Source organism: Streptomyces sp. NPDC056987 (genome assembly GCF_042673865.1).
Classification (GTDB): Bacteria; Actinomycetota; Actinomycetes; order Streptomycetales; family Streptomycetaceae; genus Streptomyces.
This window is the reverse complement of record NZ_JBHURV010000061.1, coordinates 1-20526: the sequence shown is the minus strand read 5'-3', so window position 1 is coordinate 20526 and position 20526 is coordinate 1. Positions and strand designations below refer to the sequence as shown.

Sequence of the window (20526 nt, the reverse complement as noted above, 5' to 3'; positions counted from 1 at the left end):
CGGGCCGGCCGCGGGGGCGCCGTCCCGCCCCCCTGGGGATTCCCGCGCGGCGCCCCCGCCCCGGCGGGGGCGCCCGGGGTCCGGAACTACGCGTTCCGGACCAGGGCCTCCCGCGTTCCACCGCCCCTGCCGGTTCAGCCGCCGCTGGTGAGCTGCGACAGCGAGGGCACCTTGTCCTTCACCGGCGCGCCCGCGCTGTCACCGGCGCTCTTGATGCCGGTGATGTTCTTCTGGAAGTTGCTGATGTCCGAGCCGCTCGCGTCGCCCTTGGCGAGTTTCGTGGCGAGCCCCTTCAGCGAGGCGATCCCGGCCGCCAGCGGTGCCACCGCCTTGGACAGCAGCGGGTCGCCCTTGGCGTTCTTGGTGGCCGCCTTGAGCCGGTTGTAGGTGAAGGCTCCGGCGAGACCGGCCTTGACCAGGGCGAGCTTGCGCCCCTTCGCGCCCTTCTTGAACTTCCCCGCCTTGTACGGCTTGACGATCCACTGGTACGTCGCACCGGCCGCGAGGGCCGCGTTGGCGACGAAGCGGGTCTTGGCGAACTTCTGCTTCTCGGCGGAGGTGGTGGGCGAGGCCTCGGCCACGTCGACGGCGGGGGCCGCCTGAATGGCTTCGGCGGGCTTCTCGGCCCGGGGGGACGCGGCGCCGCCGCAGGCGGCGGTCGTCAGCAGCGCGCAGGAGAGCAGCAGAGCCAGTACGACGCGGCGCACCGTCACGTGGGGTACGCCCCGTATGTGAGGGGTGTCGGACATGGGAACCTCCCTGGCAGACTGCCTGTAGCGTCACCGGCGCGCCTGCCCGCCGCCACGCGGGGTGGGCCGTTCGGGTCGCCCCGGCCGGTGACGGTCCCCGCCTCCGGCCGGTGACGTCCGCGCCTCCGGCCGGTGACGGTCCGCGCTCCCCCGGCCGGCGGCGCTCCGTCCGCCCGGGTCAGCGGCAGCAGTCCGGTTCCAGGCCGTGCGGCAGCCGCTCACCGCCGAAGACCGCGGTCGTCGCCTCGTCGCCGCCCAGCGCGGCCACCGCCAGTACCAGCGAACCCGCGGTCCAGGTGGTCAGCTCCTCCGGCCACATGCCGCGCTCGTCGCCCTCGAAGACGTACCCCGTCCAGTACATCCCGCCCTCCGCGCGCAGGTGCTGGATCGACTGGAGCACCTCCAGCGCGCGGTCGGACTCCCCCATCACCCAGAGGGCCAGGGCGAGTTCGCAGCTCTCGCCGCCCGTCACCCAGGGGTTCGGCAGGACGCAGCGCACCCCGAGCCCCGGGACGACGAAGCGTTCCCAGCCCGCCTCGATCCGGGCCGTGGCCGCCGCTCCGGTCACGGCGCCGCCGAGCACGGGGTAGTACCAGTCCATGGAGTAGCGGCTCTTGTCGAGGAACCGCTCGGGGTGTTCACGGATCGCGTGTGCCAGCGCGCCCGCCGCCAACTCCCAGTCGGGCTGCGGCTCTTCACGCTCGTCGGCGATGGCGAGGGCACAGCGCAGCGCCTGGTGCACGGAGGAACTGCCCGTCAGCAGCGCGTCGTCGAGCGGGGTGCCGTCCGCCTCCCGCCGCCAGCCGATCTGCCCGCCGGGCCGCTGGAGTTCGAGGACGAACTCGACCGCCGCGTGGACGACGGGCCACATCCGGTCGAGGAACGCGTCGTCGCCGGTGGCGAGGTAGTGGTGCCAGATACCGACGGCCGGGTACGCGCAGAAGTTGGTCTCGCGGCCCAGGTCGGCGGGGCGGCTCACCCCGCCGTCGCGGTCACCACCGCCGTCGGGGTCGGTGTCGGTGCCGGTGCCGGTGTCGCCGTCGGTGTAGGCGGCGTACCAGGAGCCGTCCTCGTTCTGGTGCCGGGCGAGCCAGTCGTACGCCCGCGCCGCGGCCTCGTGCTCGCCCGCCGCGTCCAGCGCCATGGCCGCCTCGGTGTGGTCCCACGGGTCGAGGTGGTGGCCGCGGAACCAGGGGATCGCGCCGTCCGGCCGCTGTACGGCGAGGATCCCGGCCACGGTGCGCGCGGCCTGTTCGGCGGTGAGGACGCCGGGCAGGACGAGGTGCTCGGTCGCACCGGGCCCGGGTCCGGGAGCGGAGCCGCGGCTGGGGTAGGTCACTTGACGGCCGCCGGGGAGGCGTCGGGCAGGTGCGGTTTGGTCGCGTACGCCACGAAGCTCTTGCCCACGACGGGGTTGAGGAGCTGTTCGGCGACCCGGGTGGCGGCGGGCTTCTTCATGATGTCCCAGACCAGCAGCTTGTGGTAGGCGCGGACCGGCAGCGCCCGGTCGTTGTCGACGCCGAAGGCGCACTTGAGCCACCAGTACGGCGCGTGCAGCGCGTGCGCGTGGTGGGTGCCGTACGGCTTGAGCCCGGCCTCCCGCATCCTGCCGAGCAGTTCGTCGGCCTTGTAGATGCGGATGTGGCCGCCCTCGACCTCGTGGTACGCGTCGGAGAGCGCCCAGCAGATCTTCTCGGGGCCGTAGCGGGGCACGGTGACCGCGATCCGGCCGCCGGGGCGCAGGACCCGGACCATCTCGGCGAGCAGGCCCTTGTCGTCGGGGATGTGCTCCATCACCTCGGAGATGATCACGACGTCGAACGACGCGTCCGGGAACGGCAGCTGGAGCGCGTCACCCTCCATGGCGGTGGCGGTGGCGCCCGCCGGGGCCTCGCCCGCCGCCTTCATCGCGGCGAACCACTTGGCCACCTCGCGGATCTCCTCGCCGTTCCGGTCGAGGGCCACGACCTGGGCACCGCGCCGGTAGCACTCGAAGGCGTGCCGGCCCGCGCCGCACCCCAGATCGAGCACACGGTCGCCCGCGGCGAGCGGGAAGCGGGTGAAGTCCACGGTCAGCACAGGGTCGTCCTGCTTTCGCGGTCGAGGGAACGGATGCGGGTACGAGGGCGGACGCGGGTACGGGTGTACGGGTCGGCCATCAGCCGGGCCCGCCACCGCGGGAGAGGTCGGTACGGGGCGCCCCGGCCCGTACGGCGGCGGCCCGCGGGCGCTGTCCGCCCCGCGTCGGCCCCTTCCCCTGCCGGGCGATGGCCTCGCGGTACAGCTCGGCCGTCCCCTGCGCGGCCCTGGCCCAGGTGAACCGCGCCAGCACCCGCTCGCGGCCCGCCGCGCCCAGCCGGGCGCGCAGCTCCGCGTCGTCGAGCAGCCGTCCCAGCGCGGCGGCGAGCGCGCCCGCGTCGCCCGGCGGTACGGCGAGGCAGCTCTCCCCGTCCGCCCCCGCGACCTCGGGGATCGCCCCGCCGGTGGTGGCGACGAGCGGGGTGCCGGTGGCCATGGCCTCGGCGGCGGGCAGCGAGAAGCCCTCGTACAGGGAGGGCACGCAGGCGATCTGCGCGCCGCGCACCAGGGCGACCAGCTCGGTGTCGGAGATGCCCTTGACGAACTCGACGGCGTCTTCGAGCCCGTACCGTTCGATGGCCTGCGCGACCGGCCCGTCCTCGGCGCGTCTGCCGACCACGACGAGGTGCGCGCCGGGGTGTTCGGTGCGGAGCTTGGCGAGCGCCTCGACGAGATGGACGAGGCCCTTGAGCGGGACGTCCGCGCTGGAGGTGGTGACGATCCGGCCGGGTATCTCACGGACGGCCGGGTCCGGCGAGAACAGCTCCGTGTCGGCGCCGATGTGCACGACCTCGATACGGTCCGCCGGCACCCCGAGGTGTTCGGTGATCTCCTGCCGGGAGGAGCCCGAGACGGTGAGGACGGACGGCAGCCGGCGCGCGACGCGCTTCTGCATGCGGGTGAAGCCGTACCAGCGGCGTACGGAGGCCCGGCGGCGCCAGTCCTCGGCGGCGTCCAGGTCGAGCCGCCGGTCGACGGTGATGGGGTGGTGGATGGTGGTGACCAGCGGTGCGCCGAGGTCGCCGAGCAGCCCGTACCCGAGGGTCTGGTTGTCGTGGACGACGTCGAACTCCCCGGCGCGCGCCGCGAGATGGCGCCGGGCACGGAGTGAGAAGGTCAGCGGTTCCGGGAAGCCGCCGGTCCACATGGTGGCGACCTCGACGGCGTCGATCCAGTCGCGGAACTCGTCGCGGCGCGGGGTGCGGAACGGGTCGGGCTGCCGGTAGAGATCGAGGCTGGCCAGTTCGGTGAGCGGTACGCCCTCGTCGAGTACGGGGTAGGGCTGAGCGCCGATGACCTCGACGCGGTGGCCGAGGCGGGCGAGTTCGCGGGACAGGTGGCGTACGTAGACGCCCTGTCCGCCGCAGAAGGGGTTGCCTTTGTAGCTGAGGAGCGCGATCCTCAGCGGCCGGTCCCCACCGCTGCCGCCGCCTTCGCCGCCCCGGTCGTCCTCGGATCCTGGCCCGGTGCCCGCCGCTATGGCCTCAGCGGTCACGCTCGGCCCCCTTCTCACTGCGCTCTCCGTGTCGACTGGATTCACCGGAGCGAAACCACTGGCGACAATCTAGAACAAGTTTCAGACTTGTCCGTTCACCGGCAACGAATCTACCGGCAGGTAGCGTCGGCGTACCGGCCGGAACAGGTGATTCGTGCCACGGCGGTACTGCCACCCCGTGCGCTCCGCAAGCCGATCGCGGGGTACGGAGGCGCCGCGCGACGGTCGGCCGGCTGCCCGACCTGACGGCCGGCCGGGACCGTCCGGGGGCGCGCGGACGTCACGTACGGCGCGTACAGGCGCGCCCGAGCGCGTACGGGCGCGTACGGGTGAAGAAGCGCCAACTCCACGTAGCGGGCCGTGTACCGTGCTCGGTCGTTGCGCCCGCCCGTTCACCGGAGGAGTGAGGTCCCCCATCTCTGCCGTGCCGCCGTACGCCCCTCTCAGCGTCGAGATCGTCAACGGCCCGCACCACGTCCTGGTACGGGTCCGCGGCGAACTCGACTGCGACACCGGCCCCGACCTCTTCGCCGCCCTGGCCCCGCTGGCGCACCGGTACGTCGAACTGGACTTCAGCCAGGTGCCCTTCATGGACTCCACGGGCCTCGGCCTTCTCCTCGGCCAGCGCCGCGCGAGCCGCCGGGCGGGCGGGGACCTCTCGCTGCTCCACTGCTCTCCCCCGGTACGCCGGGTCCTCGACGTCACCCGTACGTTCGCCCACTTGACGGCTCCGTGCGACACCGCCCCGGACGCGCCGGACTCGTCGGATGCGTCGGATGCGTCGGATGCGTCCGGCTCCTCGGACTCGTCGGCGAGCTGACGCCCCAGCGCGTTCCGCGTGCTACGCGAAGGCGTCGAGGGCGACTTTCGCGGCCTCGGCGATAAGGGCGTCGTCGTACGCGGCGTCCCGGATGCCCCGGCTGGAGAGGACCGCGAGGGTGATCGGGGCGGCGCCGGGGGGCCAGACGACGGCGATGTCGTTGCGGGTGCCGTAGCCGCCGCTGCCGGTCTTGTCGCCGACCCGCCAGCCGGCCGGGGCACCGGCGCGGATGAGAGCGTCGCCGGTGGTGTTGCGGACGAGCCAGTCCGTCAGCACGGCCCGCTGGCCGGCGGGCAGGACGTCGTCGACGGCGTAGGCGCGCAGGTCGGTGGCGAGGGCGCGGGCCGTGCTGGTGTCGCGCGGGTCGCCGGGGGTGCCCTCGCTGAGGTCCGTCTCGTACCGGTCGCACCGGGTGGTGCGGTCGCCGAGGGCGCGCAGGGCGTGTTGCAGCCCCTTGGGGCCGCCGATCTCCGGGAGGAGGAGGTTGGCGGCGGCGTTGTCGCTGTACCGGACGGTGGCGTCGCACAGCTCGCGCAGGGTCATGCCGGTGTCAAGGTGCTGCTCGGTGATGGGCGAGTGGTCGACGAGTACGTCGCGGCCGTACCGCACCCGCCGTTCCATCTCCCGCGGGGAGAACTTGTCCAGTACGGCCCCGGCGAGCAGCGCCTTGAACGTGGACGCGTACGGGAAGCGCTCGTCGGGCCGGTGGCTGACGTACCGTCCGCTGCCGGTGTCGAGCGCGTGCACCCCGAGCCGGGCGTCGAACTTCCGCTCCAGTTCGCCGAAGGCGCGGTCGGTACGGCGCCGGTCCACCGCCGGGGCCGGGGAGGGAGCCGGCGCGGGTGGGGTGGTCGCGGTGGCGGACGCGGTGCGCGTCGCGGCCTCCGAGGTGGCGGTGGAGCATCCGATGACCGGGAGGGTCGCGAGGCCGGCCAGGGTGGAGAGCGCGGTACGGCGGGAGACACGGGTGCGCATGGGGCGGCTGCTTTCTGTGGGTTCGGGCGGGTGTTCCGCGTGCGTTCGGAGTGTGTGCTGAGTGCCTGAGTGTGTTCGGAGCAGACCAGCGGCCGCCCGCTCCCGTCCACGTCGGATATGGATCTCGGATCGATCAATCTGCAATATGATTGCTGGTCGTGGACCTGGTACGGCATCTGCAGTGCTTTGTGGCTGTTGCCGAAGAGTTACATTTCGGCCGGGCGGCCCAGCGGCTCGGTATGGCCCAGCCGCCCCTGTCGCAGCGCATCCAGCGTCTCGAACGGGAGCTGGGGGTACGCCTCTTCGAGCGCTCCAGCCGGCAGGTCACGATCACCAAGGGCGGCACCCTCCTGCTGGAGGACGCGCGTCGGCTGCTCGCCCACTCCGAGGCGCTGCTCGCCACCGCGCGCCGTGTCCAGGAGGGCCACAGCGGACTGCTGCGCGCCGCCCTGCCCCCGGACATAACCGGCGAGACCGTCGCGGCGATCCTCGCGGGGTTCCAGGAGCGCCGCGGCGGTGTGGAGCTGGAACTGCACGAGCTGTCGACCGCCGAGCAGCTCGCCCGGCTCGCCTCCCACGAGCTGGACGTCGGGCTCATCCACCACCCGTGCGACGTCTCCGGGCTGGAACTGGACCGGGTGCTCCGGCACGAGCTGGGCGTCCTGCTGCCGCACGACGCCCCGGCCGCCCGGCTCGGCACGGTCCCGCTCGCCGCGCTCACCGGGTACGAGCTGATCCTCTTCCCGCGCGCCCACGCCCCGGCCGTCCACGACGACCTGCTGACCACCTGCGCCCGCCACGGCTACACCCCCACCGCGGTACGGCACGGCCAGGGCACCAGCTTCACCCGGGGCCTGCTGCTGTCCCGCCGCGCCGTCGCCTTCGGCCCCCGCGGCGCCCACCCCGCCGGGGACCCGGACCTCGTCTGGCGCCCGCTGGACGACGCGCCGCTCGCCCGGCGCCACTCCGCGGCCTGGCCCCGGGGACGCGGCGACGCCGTCGTCCGCGCCTTCGCCGACACCGTCACCGAAGCCCTGGCCCGCACCGCCACCGGCCCCGACCTGCCCGCAGGACCGCTGCATCTGCGCCCGGCGGCGGAGTACTGGATATGACCGAGACGCCCGCTCCCCACCCGCCACGGGACCACCCCCGCGACCGTATCCGCGCCGCCTTCGCCGAGGCGGGTGTCACCGGCTGGCTGCACGCCGAGGACATCGACTCCGGCGCGCGGCTCGACGTGGGCGCCGACCAGCCGGTGGTCACCGCGAGCGTCCACAAGCTCTGCCTGCTCGTCGCGCTCCACCGGCGCGCCGAGGCGGGGGAGCTGGATCTGACCGACCAGACCGAGTGCCCCCGGGAAGGGCGTACCGCCGGGCCCACCGGGCTCTCCGCCATGCTCGACCCGGCCCGGCTCTCGCTGCGGGACGCCGCCTATCTGATGATGGCCGTCAGCGACAACACCGCCGCCGAGCTGCTGCTGGCGCGCGTCGGGCTCGACGCCGTCAACGACACCACCCGGCGCCTGGGCCTCACCCGTACCCACGCGGCGCACAGTTTCGGCGCGTTCGTCGCGAGCATCAGGGAGGACGCGGGGCCCGGCGGGCCGCGGGCCCTGGCCGATCCCCGGGTCATCGCCCGGCTCCGGGCCCTGGACCCGGCCCGTACCAACCGGAGCACCCCGCGCGACATGACCCGGCTGCTCGGCGCGATCTGGCGGGACGAGGCGTGCGCCCCGGAGCACTGCGCCGCCGTCCGGCGGCTGCTCGGCCTCCAGGTGTGGCCGCACCGGCTGGCCTCGGGTTTCCCCTTCGACGACGTCCACGTGGCGGGGAAGACGGGCAGCGCGCCCACGCTCCGCAACGAGGTCGGTGTCGTGGAGTACCCCGACCGCGGCCGCTACGCCGTCGCCGTCTTCACCCGCGCCGCCAGCCCCGCCGCCGCGCTCCCCGCGGCCGACGCCGTCATCGGCACCGCCGCCCGGATCGCCGTGGACGCGCTGCGGGCCGCCGCGGCGGCCCGCACCGGACCGTGAACACCAGCCCATGAGCACAGGCCCGCGAGCACCCGGCCGTGAACAAGGGTGTGGCGTGTGAGTGCCCCACGCACGGGGCACTCACACGCCACTCTCACAGGCGGGCCGGTCGACGCGGACCGTCCACGGGTCAGCGGATGCGGACCACCTGCGGGTCGTGGTCGCTCGCCTGGTCGGCGAACTCGGCGTTGATGTGGACGACCTCGTAGTCGAGCTTCTTGACGCCCGGGCTCACCAGGATGTGGTCCAGGGTCTGCGAGTTGCCGTCGTACACGTAGCTGTAGCGCTCGTTCTTCGGGAGCTTGTCCATCAGGTCGGTGAGGACCTTGCCCTTGGTGAGGGCGGCGACGGGCGCCGAGAACGGGTAGTCGTTCAGGTCACCGAGGACGACGACCTTGGCCTGCTTGTCCTGGGCGAGCAGGCCGGTGACGAAGGTGTTGACCTCCTTGGCCTGCGCCAGGCGCTGGGTCTCGGAGCCGAGGACCGGCGGCTGGAAGCGGCTGTGCAGCGACTGGTCGCCGCCCTTGGAGTTGAAGTGGTTGCCGACGACGAAGACCTGCTCGCCGCGGAAGGTGAACTCACCCACGAGCGGCTTGCGGCTGCTCTTCCACGCGTCGGAGGTGGGGTTGATCCGGCCCGGGGAGACGGACAGGGTGATGGCGTCCTTCTTGCCGCCCTTCTCCGTCTTGGGGGCCTTGACGACCTTCGTGGCCGTCGTGGCGTCGCCGCCCGGACGGTCCACGAAGCTGACGCGCTTCGGGTCGAAGAGGAAGACGTTGCGGATGTTGCCGCCGGGCTCACCGCCGTCGACCTTGTCCTGCGGGTCGACCGAGCGCCAGTCGTACGCCGGGCCGCCCGCGGCCTTGATCGCCGCGATGAACTGCGCGAGGGTCTTGTCGGCGGCGACCGTGCCGTCGTCCTTGGCGCCGTTGTTGTCCTGGATCTCCTCCAGGCTCACGATGTCGGGCGAGGAGAGGTTCTTGACGACGCCCTCGGCCAGCCGGTCGAACTTCGCCTGCGGGTCGGTCGGGTCGAGGTTCTCCACGTTGTACGTGGCCACCGCCAGCTCGTCCGACTTCGCCTTCTTCGCCACCTCGGGCTTGAGGCCGCCGGACTTCAGCTTGCCGAGCGTGGTGGACTGGAGGCCGTATCCGCCGTAGTTGGAGTAGTCCAGCACGCCGGTCGTGGCGCCGGTGAGCGTGTCGCCCACGTTGGCCGTGAGCTTCTCGCCGGTGAGCGAGGCGACCAGCAGACGGCCCGAGTTGGGCTGGTCGTAGGAGCCGTAGAGCGTGCCGCCGCGCGGGGTGGCGTTCTGCTTGGGCTTGGTGGTGACCCAGGTCTCGCCGTACGCGTTGGAGGCGCCGACCACGCGGTTGTCGTTGATCCGGATCAGCATGCCCTCGCGGGACTCCAGCCAGTCCAGGGCGTACTGGGTGGGCTTCAGGGCCAGCGACTCGATGTTCGCGCCCTTCGCGTCGGGCGCGTACGCCTCGGGCAGCGACGTCGCGTCGATGACCTCGGCGGCCGGCAGCGCGTTGCCGGAGGACAGGACGGTGGCGGTGGGGCCGCTCAGCTCCGTGACGGACTGGTTGCCGCCCGCGGCGCCGCCCGGGTAGTACTCGGTGACCTTGCCGCTGACCAGGACCGAGTCGCCGACCTTGACCTGCGGGGTGACGGAGCCGGTGAAGACGAACACGGCCTCGCTGGTGGCCGGGTCCTTGTCGGGGTTCGGGTCCTGGACCCAGTAGCCGCGCGAGGAGCCGGTGGCGCGCACGGCGGTGACGATGCCGGGCACGTCGGTGACGGTGGTGCCGGCGTGCGGGGAGATCCGGGTGGTGCCCTGGATGTCGTGGATGCGCAGCTCACCGGGGGTGGTGCTGGTGGGCGACGGGGTCGGGGAGGGCTCGGAGCCACCGCCGCCCTCGCCTCCGCTGTTGCGCGGGGAGGGCGTGGAGCCGGTGAAGTCGGCGGAGTTGTTGTCCGTGTCGGTGAGCGCGGCGTTCCTGCTGACCGAGGTGGTGTTGCCCGCGCCGGTCGCCGGGGTGTTCTCCCGTACGACGGCGGTGCCGAAGCCGACCAGGTCCTTGACCGTGCCGTCGGCGGTGCAGTCGGCGGCGGTCAGGCAGGCCAGCGGGGTGGTGGAGTGGACGAGTGCGATCGTGCCGCTGCTCGCCGACATCGCGATCGTGCCGGCCGCGTCCGGGGTGGGCAGTGCGGTGTCGCCGCCCGCGCCCTTGGCCTCCTCGATCAGGTAGCTGCCGCCCGCGGGGATCGCCCCGGTCAACTCGGTGACCTGCCACTTGGAGGTCGCGGTGGGCGAGCCGCTCAGGTACTGCACGGACCAGCCGCTGAGGTCGAAGGCGGCGTTGCCCGCGTTGCCCAGCTCGATGAAGTCGTTGGTGAGAGTGGCTCCGGAGTTACCGCCGCCGCCGAACACCTCGGCGATCACGGCGTCCGGGGACGGGGTGGCCTGGGCGGTGAAGGGCAGGACGACGAGGGAACCGGCGATGCCGACGGGGAGCGCCAGCGCGACGAGCTTCGCGCGGCGGCCACGGAAGGCCGGGGGTATGGAGGGAGACACGTGTGGCTCTTTCTGTTTGCTTGGGTGCGACTTCCGGCGGGCCCCCCGTGGGTTCCTTCGGTGACGTCGCGGATGAGCGGCATGACGGAAAAGTCGGCTCAAGATACGCGCGTAGATGCTGGGCGAACAAGAGGCCGTACACATCAAGCGCCAAGTGTTTCCCGACTGTTCGCCGGATTTAACCTGCTTGTCGGAGAGCGCCCTCGGGGTGACGCGCCGGGGACGGGCGGGGGCAGGGGTGGGGACAGGGGTGGGGACAGGAGACGGGGCCGGTCGGGGGCGGGGGCGGGGCCCGGGAGTACGGCCGGAGCGGGCCGGTACAGTGGGCGGGTCGTCATCATGCCCGTATGGAGGGAAGCCGGTGCGAAACCGGCACTGACCCGCAACCGTGAGCCGCCCTCGCCGGCGGCGAGTCGGAATGCTCCGTACGCGGTCGTGACCGGCTCGTGCCACCGGAACCGCCGGTGGCAGGCATCGTCGAGGTTTACGAGGCCGGAGTCTGGTACTTCAGTGTGCCTGGCGTCCCCGGCTCCAGCAGGAGAGGCCCAGCGCCCATGACCACCGTTCGCCGCTGCACCGCGGCGCTCGCCGTAACCGCCGTGCTCTGCGCCGCGTTCGCCCCGGCCGCCCACGCGGGCGGCGACGTACGCCCTCCCGCCCCGTCGTCCTCCCCGTCTCCTTCCTCGTCCTCGTCCCCGTCGCCGGCCCCTTCGTCGGCCCCTTCGTCGTCCCCGTCGGTGAAGCTCCCGCACGGGCTGTACGGCGACAAGGACCCGACGTACGACGGTGTCTGGCGGCAGTCGCTCGCCCTGCTGGGCCAGGCCGCCGCGGGCGTCCGGCCCTCCGACGACGCCGTACGGTGGCTGAAGCGGCAGCGGTGCGCCGACGGCGGGTTCCCCGCGTTCCGCGCCGATCCGGCCGCGCCGTGCGGCGCGGACACCCTGACCGACTCCAACTCCACGGCGGCCGCGATCCAGGCGCTCTCCTCGCTCGGCGACCAGCGGCCGTTCATGGCGGCGAGCGTGGAGTGGCTGCGCGCCACGCAGAACAAGGACGGCGGCTGGGGCTACACCCCCGGCACGCCGAGCGACGCCAACTCCACCTCCCTGGTGATCGGCGCGCTGACCTCCGCCGGGGTACGGCCCACCTCGATGCGGGTGCCGCGGGACTCCCGGGCGACCGAGGGCAAGGACGCCTACGACGCGCTGGTCGCCCTCTCGATCCCGTGCGACGCGGGGTCGGGCGCGGACGCCGGGGCCTTCGCGTACCAGCCGGACCAGGACGGGGGGCTGACCGCCAACGACGACGCCACGGCCGCGGCCGTCCTGGCCGGGCTCGGCAAGCGGCTGGTCAGCGCGCCGGTCACGGCGGGGCCCGCGCCCACCTGTGCACCGGCCGCCGCCTCGGCGCGGCCGTCCCCGGAGCGCGCCGCCCGCAACGGCGCCGCCTATCTCGCCTCGGCGCTCGCCGCCACCGGCCACCTCGACCAGCCGCCGCTGCCCGGCGCCGAGTCCGGCGACGGCGGCGCGGCCCAGCCGGACGTCGGGAACACGGCGGACGCGGTGGTCGCCCTGACGGCCGCCGGTTACGGGGACCAGGCCACCGGCGCCCTGGAGTGGCTGAAGAAGAACTCCGGCCCCTGGGCGCAGCAGCAGGGACCCGCCGCGTACGCCCAGTTGATCTTCGCCGCGTACGCGACGGACACCGACCCGCGCAACTTCGGCGGTATCGACCTCGTGGAGCGGCTCAACGCGACCGGCCCCACGCCCAAGTCCGTGGCGCCCCCGGAGCCGCGCCCGGGGAACGCCGCGGAGAGCGCCGCGGAGAGCGCGATCGCCGACGGCGGGGCCGTGGTGCTGCTGTGGGTCATCGGGATCGGTGTGGTCGCGGCGCTCGGGACCGGGTTCCTGGTCAGCCGCAGAAAGACCCGGCAGCCGTGATACGGCCACGCATGGTGCGGGTCGCGCGAGGCCTTCGGCGGGTCCTCGTTCCTGCGGTGGTGGCGCTGGGGCTCGTGCTCGGCGCGGGGGCGGGCGGGGCGCAGGCCGCCGGTTACCGCTACTGGTCGTTCTGGCAGGCCACCGGCGGGAGTTGGGCGTACGCGACCCAGGGCCCGGCGGTGCTCCGGCCCGCCGACGGCACCGTCACCGGTTTCCGCTTCGCGGTGAGCGCGGACAGCGGGGACGCGGCCCGGCCGCGCACCGCGCCGGAGTTCGCGGAGGTCTGTGCCGCCACCCCGGCGCGGGACGGCGCCAAGCGGATCGCGGTCGTCGTCGACCCCGGTACGGCGGCGGACGCCCCGGCCGGCGAGGAGCCGCCCGCGCTCCTGACGCGGTGCGCGCGGGTCGGCACGGACGCCACCGCCGCCGACGCCCTCGCGGCGGTGGCGAAGCCGCTGCGCTACAACAGCGACGCGCTGCTCTGCGCGATCTCCGGATACCCGGAGTCCGGCTGCGGGGAGCAGGTGCCGGACGAACAGGCTTCGGACGGGCCGGAGTCGGGCGACCCGGCAGCGAGCGACCGGGCGTCGGGCGACCCCGCGTCGAGCGGGCAGGGCCCGGCCGAGGCGTCGCCGTCCGCCGGAGCCTCCGGCCCCGGCCCCGGGGAGGGCGGCGGTCCGTCGCTCGGCCTCTTCGCGGGGATCGCCGCCGTGGCCGCTCTCGCCGCCGCCGGGCTGTGGCAGGCCCGCCGCCGGCGCGGCTGAGCCGTCCCCCATGAGCCGTGCCGGGAACCATCGCGGAAACCACTCCGGGAGCGACGCCAAGAGCCACGCGAACCGCTTCAACGCCCTGCACGCCGGGGCCTGGTGGCTCTGGGCGCTCGGTCTCGCGGCGGCGGCCTCCCGTACCACCAACCCCTTGCTGCTCGGACTGCTCGTCGGGGTCGCCGGCTACGTGGTGGCGGCCCGCCGTACGGACGCGCCCTGGGCCCGTTCGTACGGCGCCTTCGTCAAGCTGGGGCTGGCCGTGCTCGTCGTGCGGCTGCTGTTCTCGGTCTTCCTCGGCTCGCCGGTTCCCGGGGCGACCGTACTGTTCACGCTGCCCGAAGTCCCGCTGCCCGACTGGGCGGCGGGGGTGCGGATCGGCGGCCGGGTGACGGCCGAGCAGGTGGTGTTCGCGCTGTACGACGGCGCGAAACTGGCGGCCCTGCTGATCTGCGTCGGCGCCGCCAACGCCCTCGCCAACCCGGTCAGGCTGCTCAAGTCGCTGCCGGGCGCGCTCTACGAGGTGGGGGTCGCCGTCGTCGTGGCGATGACCTTCGCGCCGAACCTGGTCGCCGACGTCGGCCGCCTGCGCACCGCGCGCAGGCTGCGCGGCCGGTCCACGGGCGGGGTCGGGGCGGTGCTCCGGGTCGGACTGCCGGTCCTGGAGGGCGCGTTGGAGCGGTCGGTGGCGCTCGCGGCGTCGATGGACGCCCGCGGGTACGGCCGCCGGGCACCGGTGCCGCCCGGCGTGCGCCGCGCCACCACCGCGCTCACCCTCGGCGGGCTGCTGGGCGTCTGCGCGGGCGTGTACGGGCTGCTCTCCACGGCGGGCACCGGCTACGGGGCGCCGCTGCTGGCCGCCGGGGTGGCCGCCGCGGCGGCGGGGCTGCGGCTCGGCGGGCGCGGCTCCGTCCGTACCCGCTACCGGCCGGACCGCTGGGGCGCCCGCGCCTGGCTGGTCACCGGGTCCGGCGTGGCGGTCGCGGGCGTCCTGATCGCGGCGGGCGCCGCCGACCCGGCGGCGCTGCACCCCGGTGTCGTACCGCTGGAGGCGCCGACGCTGCCGCTGTGGCCGGCCGCGGGGGTGCTGATCGGGCTGCTGCCCGCGTTCGTGGCACCCGCCGCGCCGGCGCCCATGCCCACGACGCCGTCCACGCCCACGTCCACGCCCGAAGTACCGCCCCGACGCGAGGAGCCGGCGCCATGATCCGATTCGAGCGGGTGTCGGTCTCCTACGGGAGCGACGGCCAGGACGCCCCGCCCGTCGTCAGCGGGGTCGACCTCACCGTGCCCGAGGGCGAACTGGTGCTGCTCGTCGGCCCGTCCGGCGCCGGCAAGTCGACCCTCCTCGGCACGGTCTCCGGCCTCGTCCCGCACTTCACGGGCGGTACGCTGCGCGGCCGGGTCACCGTGGACGGCCGGGACACGCGTATCCACAAGCCGCGGGAACTTGCCGATCTCGTCGGCACGGTCGGCCAGGACCCCCTCGCCCACTTCGTCACCGACACCGTCGAGGACGAACTGGCGTACGGCATGGAGTCGCTGGGGCTGGCACCCGACGTGATGCGGCGCCGCGTCGAGGAGACACTGGACCTGCTGGGCCTGGCCGAGCTGCGCGCCCGCCCCATCGCCACGCTCTCGGGCGGGCAGCGGCAGCGCGTCGCGATCGGCTCCGTACTCACCCCGCACCCGAAGGTGCTGGTGCTGGACGAGCCGACCTCGGCGCTGGACCCGGCGGCGGCCGAGGAGGTCCTCGCGGTGCTGCAACGCCTGGTGCACGACCTCGGGACGACGGTCCTGCTGGCCGAACACCGGCTGGAGCGGGTGGTGCAGTACGCGGACCAGGTCATCCTGCTGCCGGGCGCCGGGCAGCCGCCGGTGATCGGCGCGCCCGAGCGGATCATGGCGGTGTCGCCGGTGCGGCCGCCGGTGGTGGCGCTCGGCAGGCTGAACGGCTGGGAGCCGCTGCCCCTCTCCGTACGGGACGCGCGGCGCGCCGCGGCGGGGCTGCGCGAGCGGCTGGCCGGGGCGACACCGGAGCCGATGGCCGCGCCTCCCGTCGCCGTACCGGCCCGTCCGGAATCTCCGCCGGGTCCGGAGGAGCGCCGCGGGCCGGGCGGGCTCGGCGGGCTGTTCCGCAGGCGCCCCGCGCGGGCGTCGGACGCCATGATCCGCTCGGGCGCGCCGCGGAGCGCCACCGGCCCGGTCGCGGTCGACGGGCTGCGCGTGCGGCACGGGCGGACCGAGGCGCTGCGCTCGGTGTCCCTGACCGTCGCGCCCGGCGAGACGGTGGCCCTGATGGGCCGTAACGGCGCGGGCAAGTCCACCCTGCTCGCCGCCCTGGTCGGAACGGCCGAGCCCGCCGCCGGGACCGTACGCGTCGGGGGCCGCGCCCCGCACCGTACGCCGCCGCGCGAGATGGTCCGGCACGTCGGACTGGTGCCGCAGGAGCCGCGCGACCTGCTGTACGCCGACACCGTCGCCGCGGAGTGCGCGGCGGCCGACGAGGACGCGGGCGCACCGGCGGGCAGCTGTCTGACCCTGGTCGGCGAACTCCTGCCGGGCATCGCGGCCACCACGCATCCGCGCGATCTCTCCGAGGGGCAGCGGCTGGCACTGGCGCTCGCCGTGGTCCTCACGGGACGGCCGCCGCTGCTGCTCCTGGACGAGCCGACCCGGGGCCTCGACTACGCGGCGAAGGCGCGGCTGATCGACGTGGTGCGCGGACTGGCCGCCGCGGGGCACGCGGTGGTCCTGGCGACGCACGACGTGGAACTCGCCGCCGAACTCGCCCACCGGGTGGTGATCCTGGCCGACGGCGAGATCGTGGCGGACGGGCCGACACCCCGCGTGGTGATGTCGTCGCCCGCGTTCGCGCCCCAGATCGCGAAGGTCATGGCGCCCCAGGAGTGGCTGACGGTGACCCAGGTGCGTACGGCACTCGCCGGGACGGCGGAGAGCCCATGAGGACACCGGAAACCCCGGGGAGGGCGGCGGGACGGTGGACCGTACGCGCCGTACGGCTGGGCCCGCGGGCGGTCTGCGCGCTCGCCCTGACCGGCGCGGTCGGGGTGGCCGCCTTCGGCTGGCCGCTGCTGGCCGGCCCCGACTCCGGGCTCGCGCACTCCGGCGACGCCCCGTGGCTCTTCGCCGCGCTGCTCCCGCTGCTGGTGGGGGTGACCGTCGCGACCATCGCCGACTCCGGTCTGGACGCCAAGGCGGTGGCGATGCTGGGGGTGCTGGCCGCCGTGGGCGCCGCGCTGCGGCCCCTGGGCGCGGGCACGGCGGGGCTGGAGCCGATGTTCTTCCTGATGGTGCTGAGCGGCCGGGTCCTGGGACCCGGGTTCGGTTTCGTGCTCGGCTCGGTGACGATGTTCGCGTCCGCGCTGCTGACCGGCGGGGTCGGTCCCTGGCTGCCGTTCCAGATGCTGGCGATGGGCTGGTTCACCATGGGCGCCGGGCTGCTGCCGGACCGGGACCGGCTGCGCGGCCGGACCGAGTGGGTGCTGCTCGCGCTGTACGGCGCGGGCGCGGCGTTCGCGTACGGCACGGTCATGAACCTCCAGGGGTGGACGTACCTCGGCGGGCTGTCCTCCGGGATCTCCTTCCACCCGGGTGACCCGGTCCAGGCCAACCTGGCGCGCTTCCTCGCGTACTGCGCGGCGACGTCCTTCGGCTGGGACCTGGGGCGGGCGGCGCTGACGGTCGTCCTCACCCTGACGGCCGGCCCGGCGCTGCTCAGGGCGTTGCGCAGGGCGACGCGCCGCGCGGCGTTCGAGGCGGAGGCGGTCTTCACGGCGGAGCCGGCCGCGGAGGCGAAGCCGGCCGGGGAAGCGGGGTCGGCCGGGGAAGCGGGGTCGGCCGCGGAAGCGGGGTCGGCCGCGGAAGCGGGGTCGGCGCCGTAGCGGGGACGGGCCTGGCCCGGCGGCCGGGGGGGGGTACGTCCGTACTGCCCCGGCCGCCGGGCCCTCCGCCGCTACTCCCCCGCCGCGCCCGCCGCGCCCGCGGTCTTCGCGGCGTTCGCGGTCTTCGCGGCGCCCGCGGCGTTCGTGGCCGTCGCCGCGTTCGTGACCTTCGTGGCCTTCACCGGCGCGCCGGGGCCGGTCCCGCCCCCCGGTGTCGCGTCGTCCGCGGCCTCCCGGCTCCTCGGGAACGGGTCGGCCTTCGGCACCACCCGCGGCAGCAGCCGCCGCGGCCCGGCGAGCAGATACGTCAGCCCGAAGCCGGCGCCCACGACCGCCGCGCCGCCCACCGCGTCCAGCACCCAGTGGTTGGCGGTGGCGACGATGGCGCACACCGTGAAGAGCGGGTGGAGCAGCCCGAGGAGCTTCATCCACAGCTTGGGCGCGAGGACCACGATCACCACCCCGCACCACAGCGACCAGCCGAAGTGCAGCGACGGCATCGCCGCGTACTGGTTGGTGAGCGCGGTCAGCGCGCCGTAGTCCGGGTTGGTGAGGTCCTGCGGCCCGTGCACCGTGTCGATGAACCCCATCCCCGGCATCAGCCGCGGCGGCGCCAGCGGGTAGAACCAGAAACCGATCAGCGCCAGCACCGTGGCGAAGCCGAGGGAGGAGCGGGCCCAGCGGTAGTCGGCGGGGCGGCGCGCGTACAGGACGCCGAGGATCGTCAGCGGCACCACGAAGTGGAACGACGTGTAGTAGAAGTTGAAGAAGTTCTCGGCCCACTTGATGTCGACGACCGTGTGGTTGACCCAGCGCTCGATGTCGATCCCGAGCGCCCCCTCGATCGAGTGGATCTGGCGGGCGTGCTCCTCCGCCGCCTCACGGCCGCCCGTCGCGGCGAGCCGGATGTGCGAGTACGCCGAGTAGCCGACGCGGATGACGAGCAGTTCGAGCAGCAGGTTGGGCCGGCTGAGCAGCCGCTTCCAGAACGGCACCAGTGGGACCCGGCCCCAGCGCGCGGGGACGGCCTGGGCGTACTCGGTCGGGACGGGACGGTCGAAGTACGGGGAGGCGCGGGTCAGGAACGGCACCGCGCAGGCCGCGGCCAGCGCGGCGACCAGCGGCACGTTCTCCCGGATCGGGGCGAGCACCGCCAGGTTGGGCAGCATCATCTTCCCCGGCAGCGTCATCACCAGCACCACCACCGCGGGCCACACCAGCCGGTCCCCGGCCCGGGTGCCGACCCGGCCGACCAGCGCCAGCAGCACCCACAGCAGCTGGTGCTGCCAGGCCGTCGGGGAGACCGCGATCGCGACGCAGCCGGTCAGCGCGACGGCGAGCAGAAGCTGACCGTCGCGCGCGTAGCGGGCCGCCCTGCGCAGCCCGAGGACGGCGACGACCGCCGCGAGGGCGATGACGAGGACGACCTCCAGCGGCCCTTCGAGGCCGAACCTGAGCAGCGCGCCGTGCAGGGACTGGTTGGCGAGGCTGTCCGCGCGCTCGCCGAGCCCCGCGCCCGCCACGTGGTGCACCCAGTACGCCCACGAGTCGTTCGGCATGGCGGCCCACGCCAGCGCCGTCAGCGCGGCGAAGCTCCCCGCCGAGGTCACGGCGGCCCTCTTCCGCCCCGTCAGCCACAGCAGCGGTGTGAAGAGCAGGACGGCGGGCTGGAGGGCCGCGCCGAGGCCGATGAGGACACCGGAGGCACGTTCACCGCGTACGGCGAAACAGCCGAGCAGTACCAGCAGGACAGGGATGATGCTGGTCTGGCCGAGGGAGAAGCTGTTGCGCACCGTCAGCGAGAGCATCAGCAGGCTGATCGCGACGGGGGCCGCCAGCAGCCCCGCACGGCGCGCGAGTTCGTCCGGCAGCGCGCGGCGGGCCACGACCAGGCCGAGGGCGACCACCAGCAGCAGGGTGCCGAGCGTCCAGACGATGCCGAGGCTCTGCTCGGCAGACCTGGCCAGGGGCTTGAGGACCAGGCCGGCGAACGGGGTCCCGGTGAACCTCCCGGTGTCGTAGAGAGATCCCGTCACGTGCAGGACGCCGTTGTCCCCGATCCAGGTCTCCAGATCCGTGAGCCGTTCACCGGGCGGCTGTCTGAGCACCACCGCCGCCTGCCGTACCGCCAGCACCGCGGCGAACAGCCAGAGCACGATGCGGGCCGTACCGAAACCGGTCCCCGCCGTACCTGCCGCCGCGCCGCCGCGCACGCTGTGTTCTGCATTCACCACGCCGCGCCGACCCTCCGTCCGAAAACGCCGTCCATGTCCCTGTCCTTGGGGCATAGAGCCTCGCACTGCCCCGTGGAGAAGACCACGGCAACCCCCTCTTCGCCTGACTGTCACCTGTGTTTTGGCTTGCCCGACCGATCAAGATGGAGCGGCACGCACCTCCGAAACGATTGAGAGGCCCGCATGTCACAGGAAGAGCAGGAACGACAGGCACGGTGGAACGCGGTCGACCACTATTTCACCGATCACCTCGCCCCCGCCGACGAGGCCCTTTCCACCGCCCTGGCCGCCAGTGACGCGGCCGGTCTGCCCGCCATCGCCGTCGCGCCGAACCAGGGAAAACTGCTCCACCTCCTGGCCGGCGTCCAGGGTGCCCGTACGGTGCTGGAGATCGGCACGCTCGGCGGCTACAGCACCATCTGGCTGGCCCGCGCGCTGCCCGGGGACGGCCGGCTGATCTCCCTGGAGTACGACCCGGCCCACGCCGAGGTGGCCCGCGCCAATCTGGTGCACGCCGGGCTCGACGGGATCGCCGAGGTACGGACCGGGGCCGCGCTGGACACGCTGCCGGTACTGCTGGCCGAGGGAGCGGGCCCCTTCGACTTCGTCTTCATCGACGCCGACAAGCAGAACAACCCGCACTACCTGGAGTGGGCGCTGAAGCTCACCCGGCCGGGCAGCCTCATCGTCGTCGACAACGTCGTACGGAACGGGGCGGTCGCGGACCCCGGCAGCACGGACCCCGGGGTGATGGGCACGCGGCGGATGATCGAGGCGATGGCGGAGAACCCGCGGCTGTCGGCTACGGCGGTGCAGACGGTCGGCACCAAGGGGTACGACGGCTTCGCGCTCGCCCGCGTGCTGGCCTGACGGAACAGCGACCAGGAATCAGGACCACGGCGTGTCGACGCGGGGGGGGGGGGGGGGGGGGCCGCCCCCGCCGGGGGGCCCC

The 20526-nt window shown here is 74.1% G+C and carries 16 protein-coding genes and 1 riboswitch; of the genes, 9 read left to right on the top strand and 7 right to left on the bottom strand.

Annotated elements, in window-relative coordinates:
- Positions 1–134: 134 nt before the first annotated feature.
- From ACFTZC_RS39680 to ACFTZC_RS39665, 4 genes are all read right to left on the bottom strand, one after another.
- Positions 135–749 (bottom strand): hypothetical protein, encoded by a 615-nt coding sequence (locus ACFTZC_RS39680; RefSeq protein ID WP_382898708.1) that lies wholly within the window; start codon positions 747–749, stop codon positions 135–137.
- Positions 750–927: 178 nt separating this feature from the next.
- The gene (locus ACFTZC_RS39675) at positions 928–2088 is read right to left on the bottom strand and encodes a prenyltransferase (protein WP_382898706.1); all 1161 of its coding nucleotides are present in this window, start codon (positions 2086–2088) and stop codon (positions 928–930) included.
- Positions 2085–2828, bottom strand: coding sequence for a methyltransferase domain-containing protein (locus ACFTZC_RS39670; RefSeq protein ID WP_382898705.1), 744 nt, complete (start codon positions 2826–2828; stop codon positions 2085–2087). The genes ACFTZC_RS39675 and ACFTZC_RS39670 overlap by 4 nt, the downstream gene beginning before the upstream one ends.
- A 79-nt stretch (positions 2829–2907) precedes the next feature.
- A complete protein-coding gene (locus tag ACFTZC_RS39665; protein WP_382898703.1) occupies positions 2908–4323 on the bottom strand; it encodes a glycosyltransferase family 4 protein in 1416 nt (471 codons plus the stop codon).
- A gap of 424 nt (positions 4324–4747) precedes the next feature.
- Here ACFTZC_RS39665 and ACFTZC_RS39660 point away from each other — a divergent pair, with 424 nt between their 5' ends.
- The gene (locus tag ACFTZC_RS39660) at positions 4748–5143 is read left to right on the top strand and encodes an STAS domain-containing protein (RefSeq protein WP_382898701.1); all 396 of its coding nucleotides are present in this window, start codon (positions 4748–4750) and stop codon (positions 5141–5143) included.
- 21 nt (positions 5144–5164) lie between these two features.
- Here ACFTZC_RS39660 and bla read toward each other — a convergent pair whose 3' ends face one another.
- Complete coding sequence (gene bla, locus ACFTZC_RS39655; protein WP_382898700.1) at positions 5165–6118, bottom strand: class A beta-lactamase; 954 nt, start codon at positions 6116–6118, stop codon at positions 5165–5167.
- Between the two features lie 158 nt (positions 6119–6276).
- Here bla and ACFTZC_RS39650 point away from each other — a divergent pair, with 158 nt between their 5' ends.
- Together ACFTZC_RS39650 and ACFTZC_RS39645 are read left to right on the top strand one after the other, a co-directional pair.
- Entirely contained in the window at positions 6277–7230 is a 954-nt protein-coding gene (locus ACFTZC_RS39650; RefSeq protein ID WP_382898699.1) for a LysR family transcriptional regulator, read from the top strand.
- Positions 7227–8150, top strand: a complete 924-nt coding sequence (locus tag ACFTZC_RS39645) for a serine hydrolase (protein ID WP_382898697.1) — start codon at positions 7227–7229, stop codon at positions 8148–8150. The genes ACFTZC_RS39650 and ACFTZC_RS39645 overlap by 4 nt, the downstream gene beginning before the upstream one ends.
- Positions 8151–8280: 130 nt before the next feature.
- Here the strand turns inward: ACFTZC_RS39645 and ACFTZC_RS39640 are convergent, their stop codons facing one another.
- Entirely contained in the window at positions 8281–10731 is a 2451-nt protein-coding gene (locus ACFTZC_RS39640) for an endonuclease/exonuclease/phosphatase family protein (protein WP_382898695.1), read from the bottom strand.
- Between the two features lie 353 nt (positions 10732–11084).
- Positions 11085–11153: riboswitch (cobalamin riboswitch) on the top strand.
- A 132-nt stretch (positions 11154–11285) separates the two neighbouring features.
- Between ACFTZC_RS39640 and ACFTZC_RS39635 the strand changes: the two genes are divergently transcribed.
- The 5 genes from ACFTZC_RS39635 to ACFTZC_RS39615 are packed head-to-tail and all read left to right on the top strand — an operon-like array spanning position 11286 to position 17340.
- On the top strand, positions 11286–12671 hold the full coding sequence (locus tag ACFTZC_RS39635) for a prenyltransferase/squalene oxidase repeat-containing protein (RefSeq protein ID WP_382898694.1): 1386 nt from the start codon (positions 11286–11288) through the stop codon (positions 12669–12671).
- An 11-nt stretch (positions 12672–12682) separates the two neighbouring features.
- Entirely contained in the window at positions 12683–13435 is a 753-nt protein-coding gene (locus ACFTZC_RS39630) for an SCO2322 family protein (protein WP_382898692.1), read from the top strand.
- A 10-nt stretch (positions 13436–13445) separates the two neighbouring features.
- Positions 13446–14642 (top strand): energy-coupling factor transporter transmembrane component T, encoded by a 1197-nt coding sequence (locus tag ACFTZC_RS39625; RefSeq protein WP_382898690.1) that lies wholly within the window; start codon positions 13446–13448, stop codon positions 14640–14642.
- Positions 14639–16402: an ABC transporter ATP-binding protein gene (locus tag ACFTZC_RS39620; RefSeq protein ID WP_382898689.1), complete on the top strand. Its 1764-nt coding sequence runs from the start codon at positions 14639–14641 to the stop codon at positions 16400–16402. Before ACFTZC_RS39625 ends, ACFTZC_RS39620 begins: the two co-directional genes overlap by 4 nt.
- On the top strand, positions 16399–17340 hold the full coding sequence (locus ACFTZC_RS39615; protein ID WP_382898687.1) for an ECF transporter S component: 942 nt from the start codon (positions 16399–16401) through the stop codon (positions 17338–17340). The genes ACFTZC_RS39620 and ACFTZC_RS39615 overlap by 4 nt, the downstream gene beginning before the upstream one ends.
- 71 nt (positions 17341–17411) lie before the next feature.
- Here ACFTZC_RS39615 and ACFTZC_RS39610 read toward each other — a convergent pair whose 3' ends face one another.
- A complete protein-coding gene (locus ACFTZC_RS39610; protein ID WP_382898686.1) occupies positions 17412–19574 on the bottom strand; it encodes a bifunctional glycosyltransferase 87/phosphatase PAP2 family protein in 2163 nt (720 codons plus the stop codon).
- A 183-nt stretch (positions 19575–19757) separates the two neighbouring features.
- Between ACFTZC_RS39610 and ACFTZC_RS39605 the strand changes: the two genes are divergently transcribed.
- Complete coding sequence (locus ACFTZC_RS39605) at positions 19758–20444, top strand: O-methyltransferase (protein ID WP_382898684.1); 687 nt, start codon at positions 19758–19760, stop codon at positions 20442–20444.
- Positions 20445–20526: the final 82 nt, after the last annotated feature.

Bases quoted from the DNA above. Each gene is read 5' to 3' on its own strand.
- ACFTZC_RS39680 (WP_382898708.1), bottom strand. From the start codon at position 749: ATGTCCGACACCCCTCACATACGGGGCGTACCCCACGTGACGGTGCGC.
- bla (WP_382898700.1), bottom strand. From the start codon at position 6,118: ATGCGCACCCGTGTCTCCCGCCGTACCGCGCTCTCCACCCTGGCCGGC.
- ACFTZC_RS39645 (WP_382898697.1), top strand. From the start codon at position 7,227: ATGACCGAGACGCCCGCTCCCCACCCGCCACGGGACCACCCCCGCGAC.
- ACFTZC_RS39635 (WP_382898694.1), top strand. From the start codon at position 11,286: ATGACCACCGTTCGCCGCTGCACCGCGGCGCTCGCCGTAACCGCCGTG.
- ACFTZC_RS39630 (WP_382898692.1), top strand. From the start codon at position 12,683: ATGGTGCGGGTCGCGCGAGGCCTTCGGCGGGTCCTCGTTCCTGCGGTG.
- ACFTZC_RS39625 (WP_382898690.1), top strand. From the start codon at position 13,446: ATGAGCCGTGCCGGGAACCATCGCGGAAACCACTCCGGGAGCGACGCC.
- ACFTZC_RS39620 (WP_382898689.1), top strand. From the start codon at position 14,639: ATGATCCGATTCGAGCGGGTGTCGGTCTCCTACGGGAGCGACGGCCAG.
- ACFTZC_RS39615 (WP_382898687.1), top strand. From the start codon at position 16,399: ATGAGGACACCGGAAACCCCGGGGAGGGCGGCGGGACGGTGGACCGTA.
- ACFTZC_RS39605 (WP_382898684.1), top strand. From the start codon at position 19,758: ATGTCACAGGAAGAGCAGGAACGACAGGCACGGTGGAACGCGGTCGAC.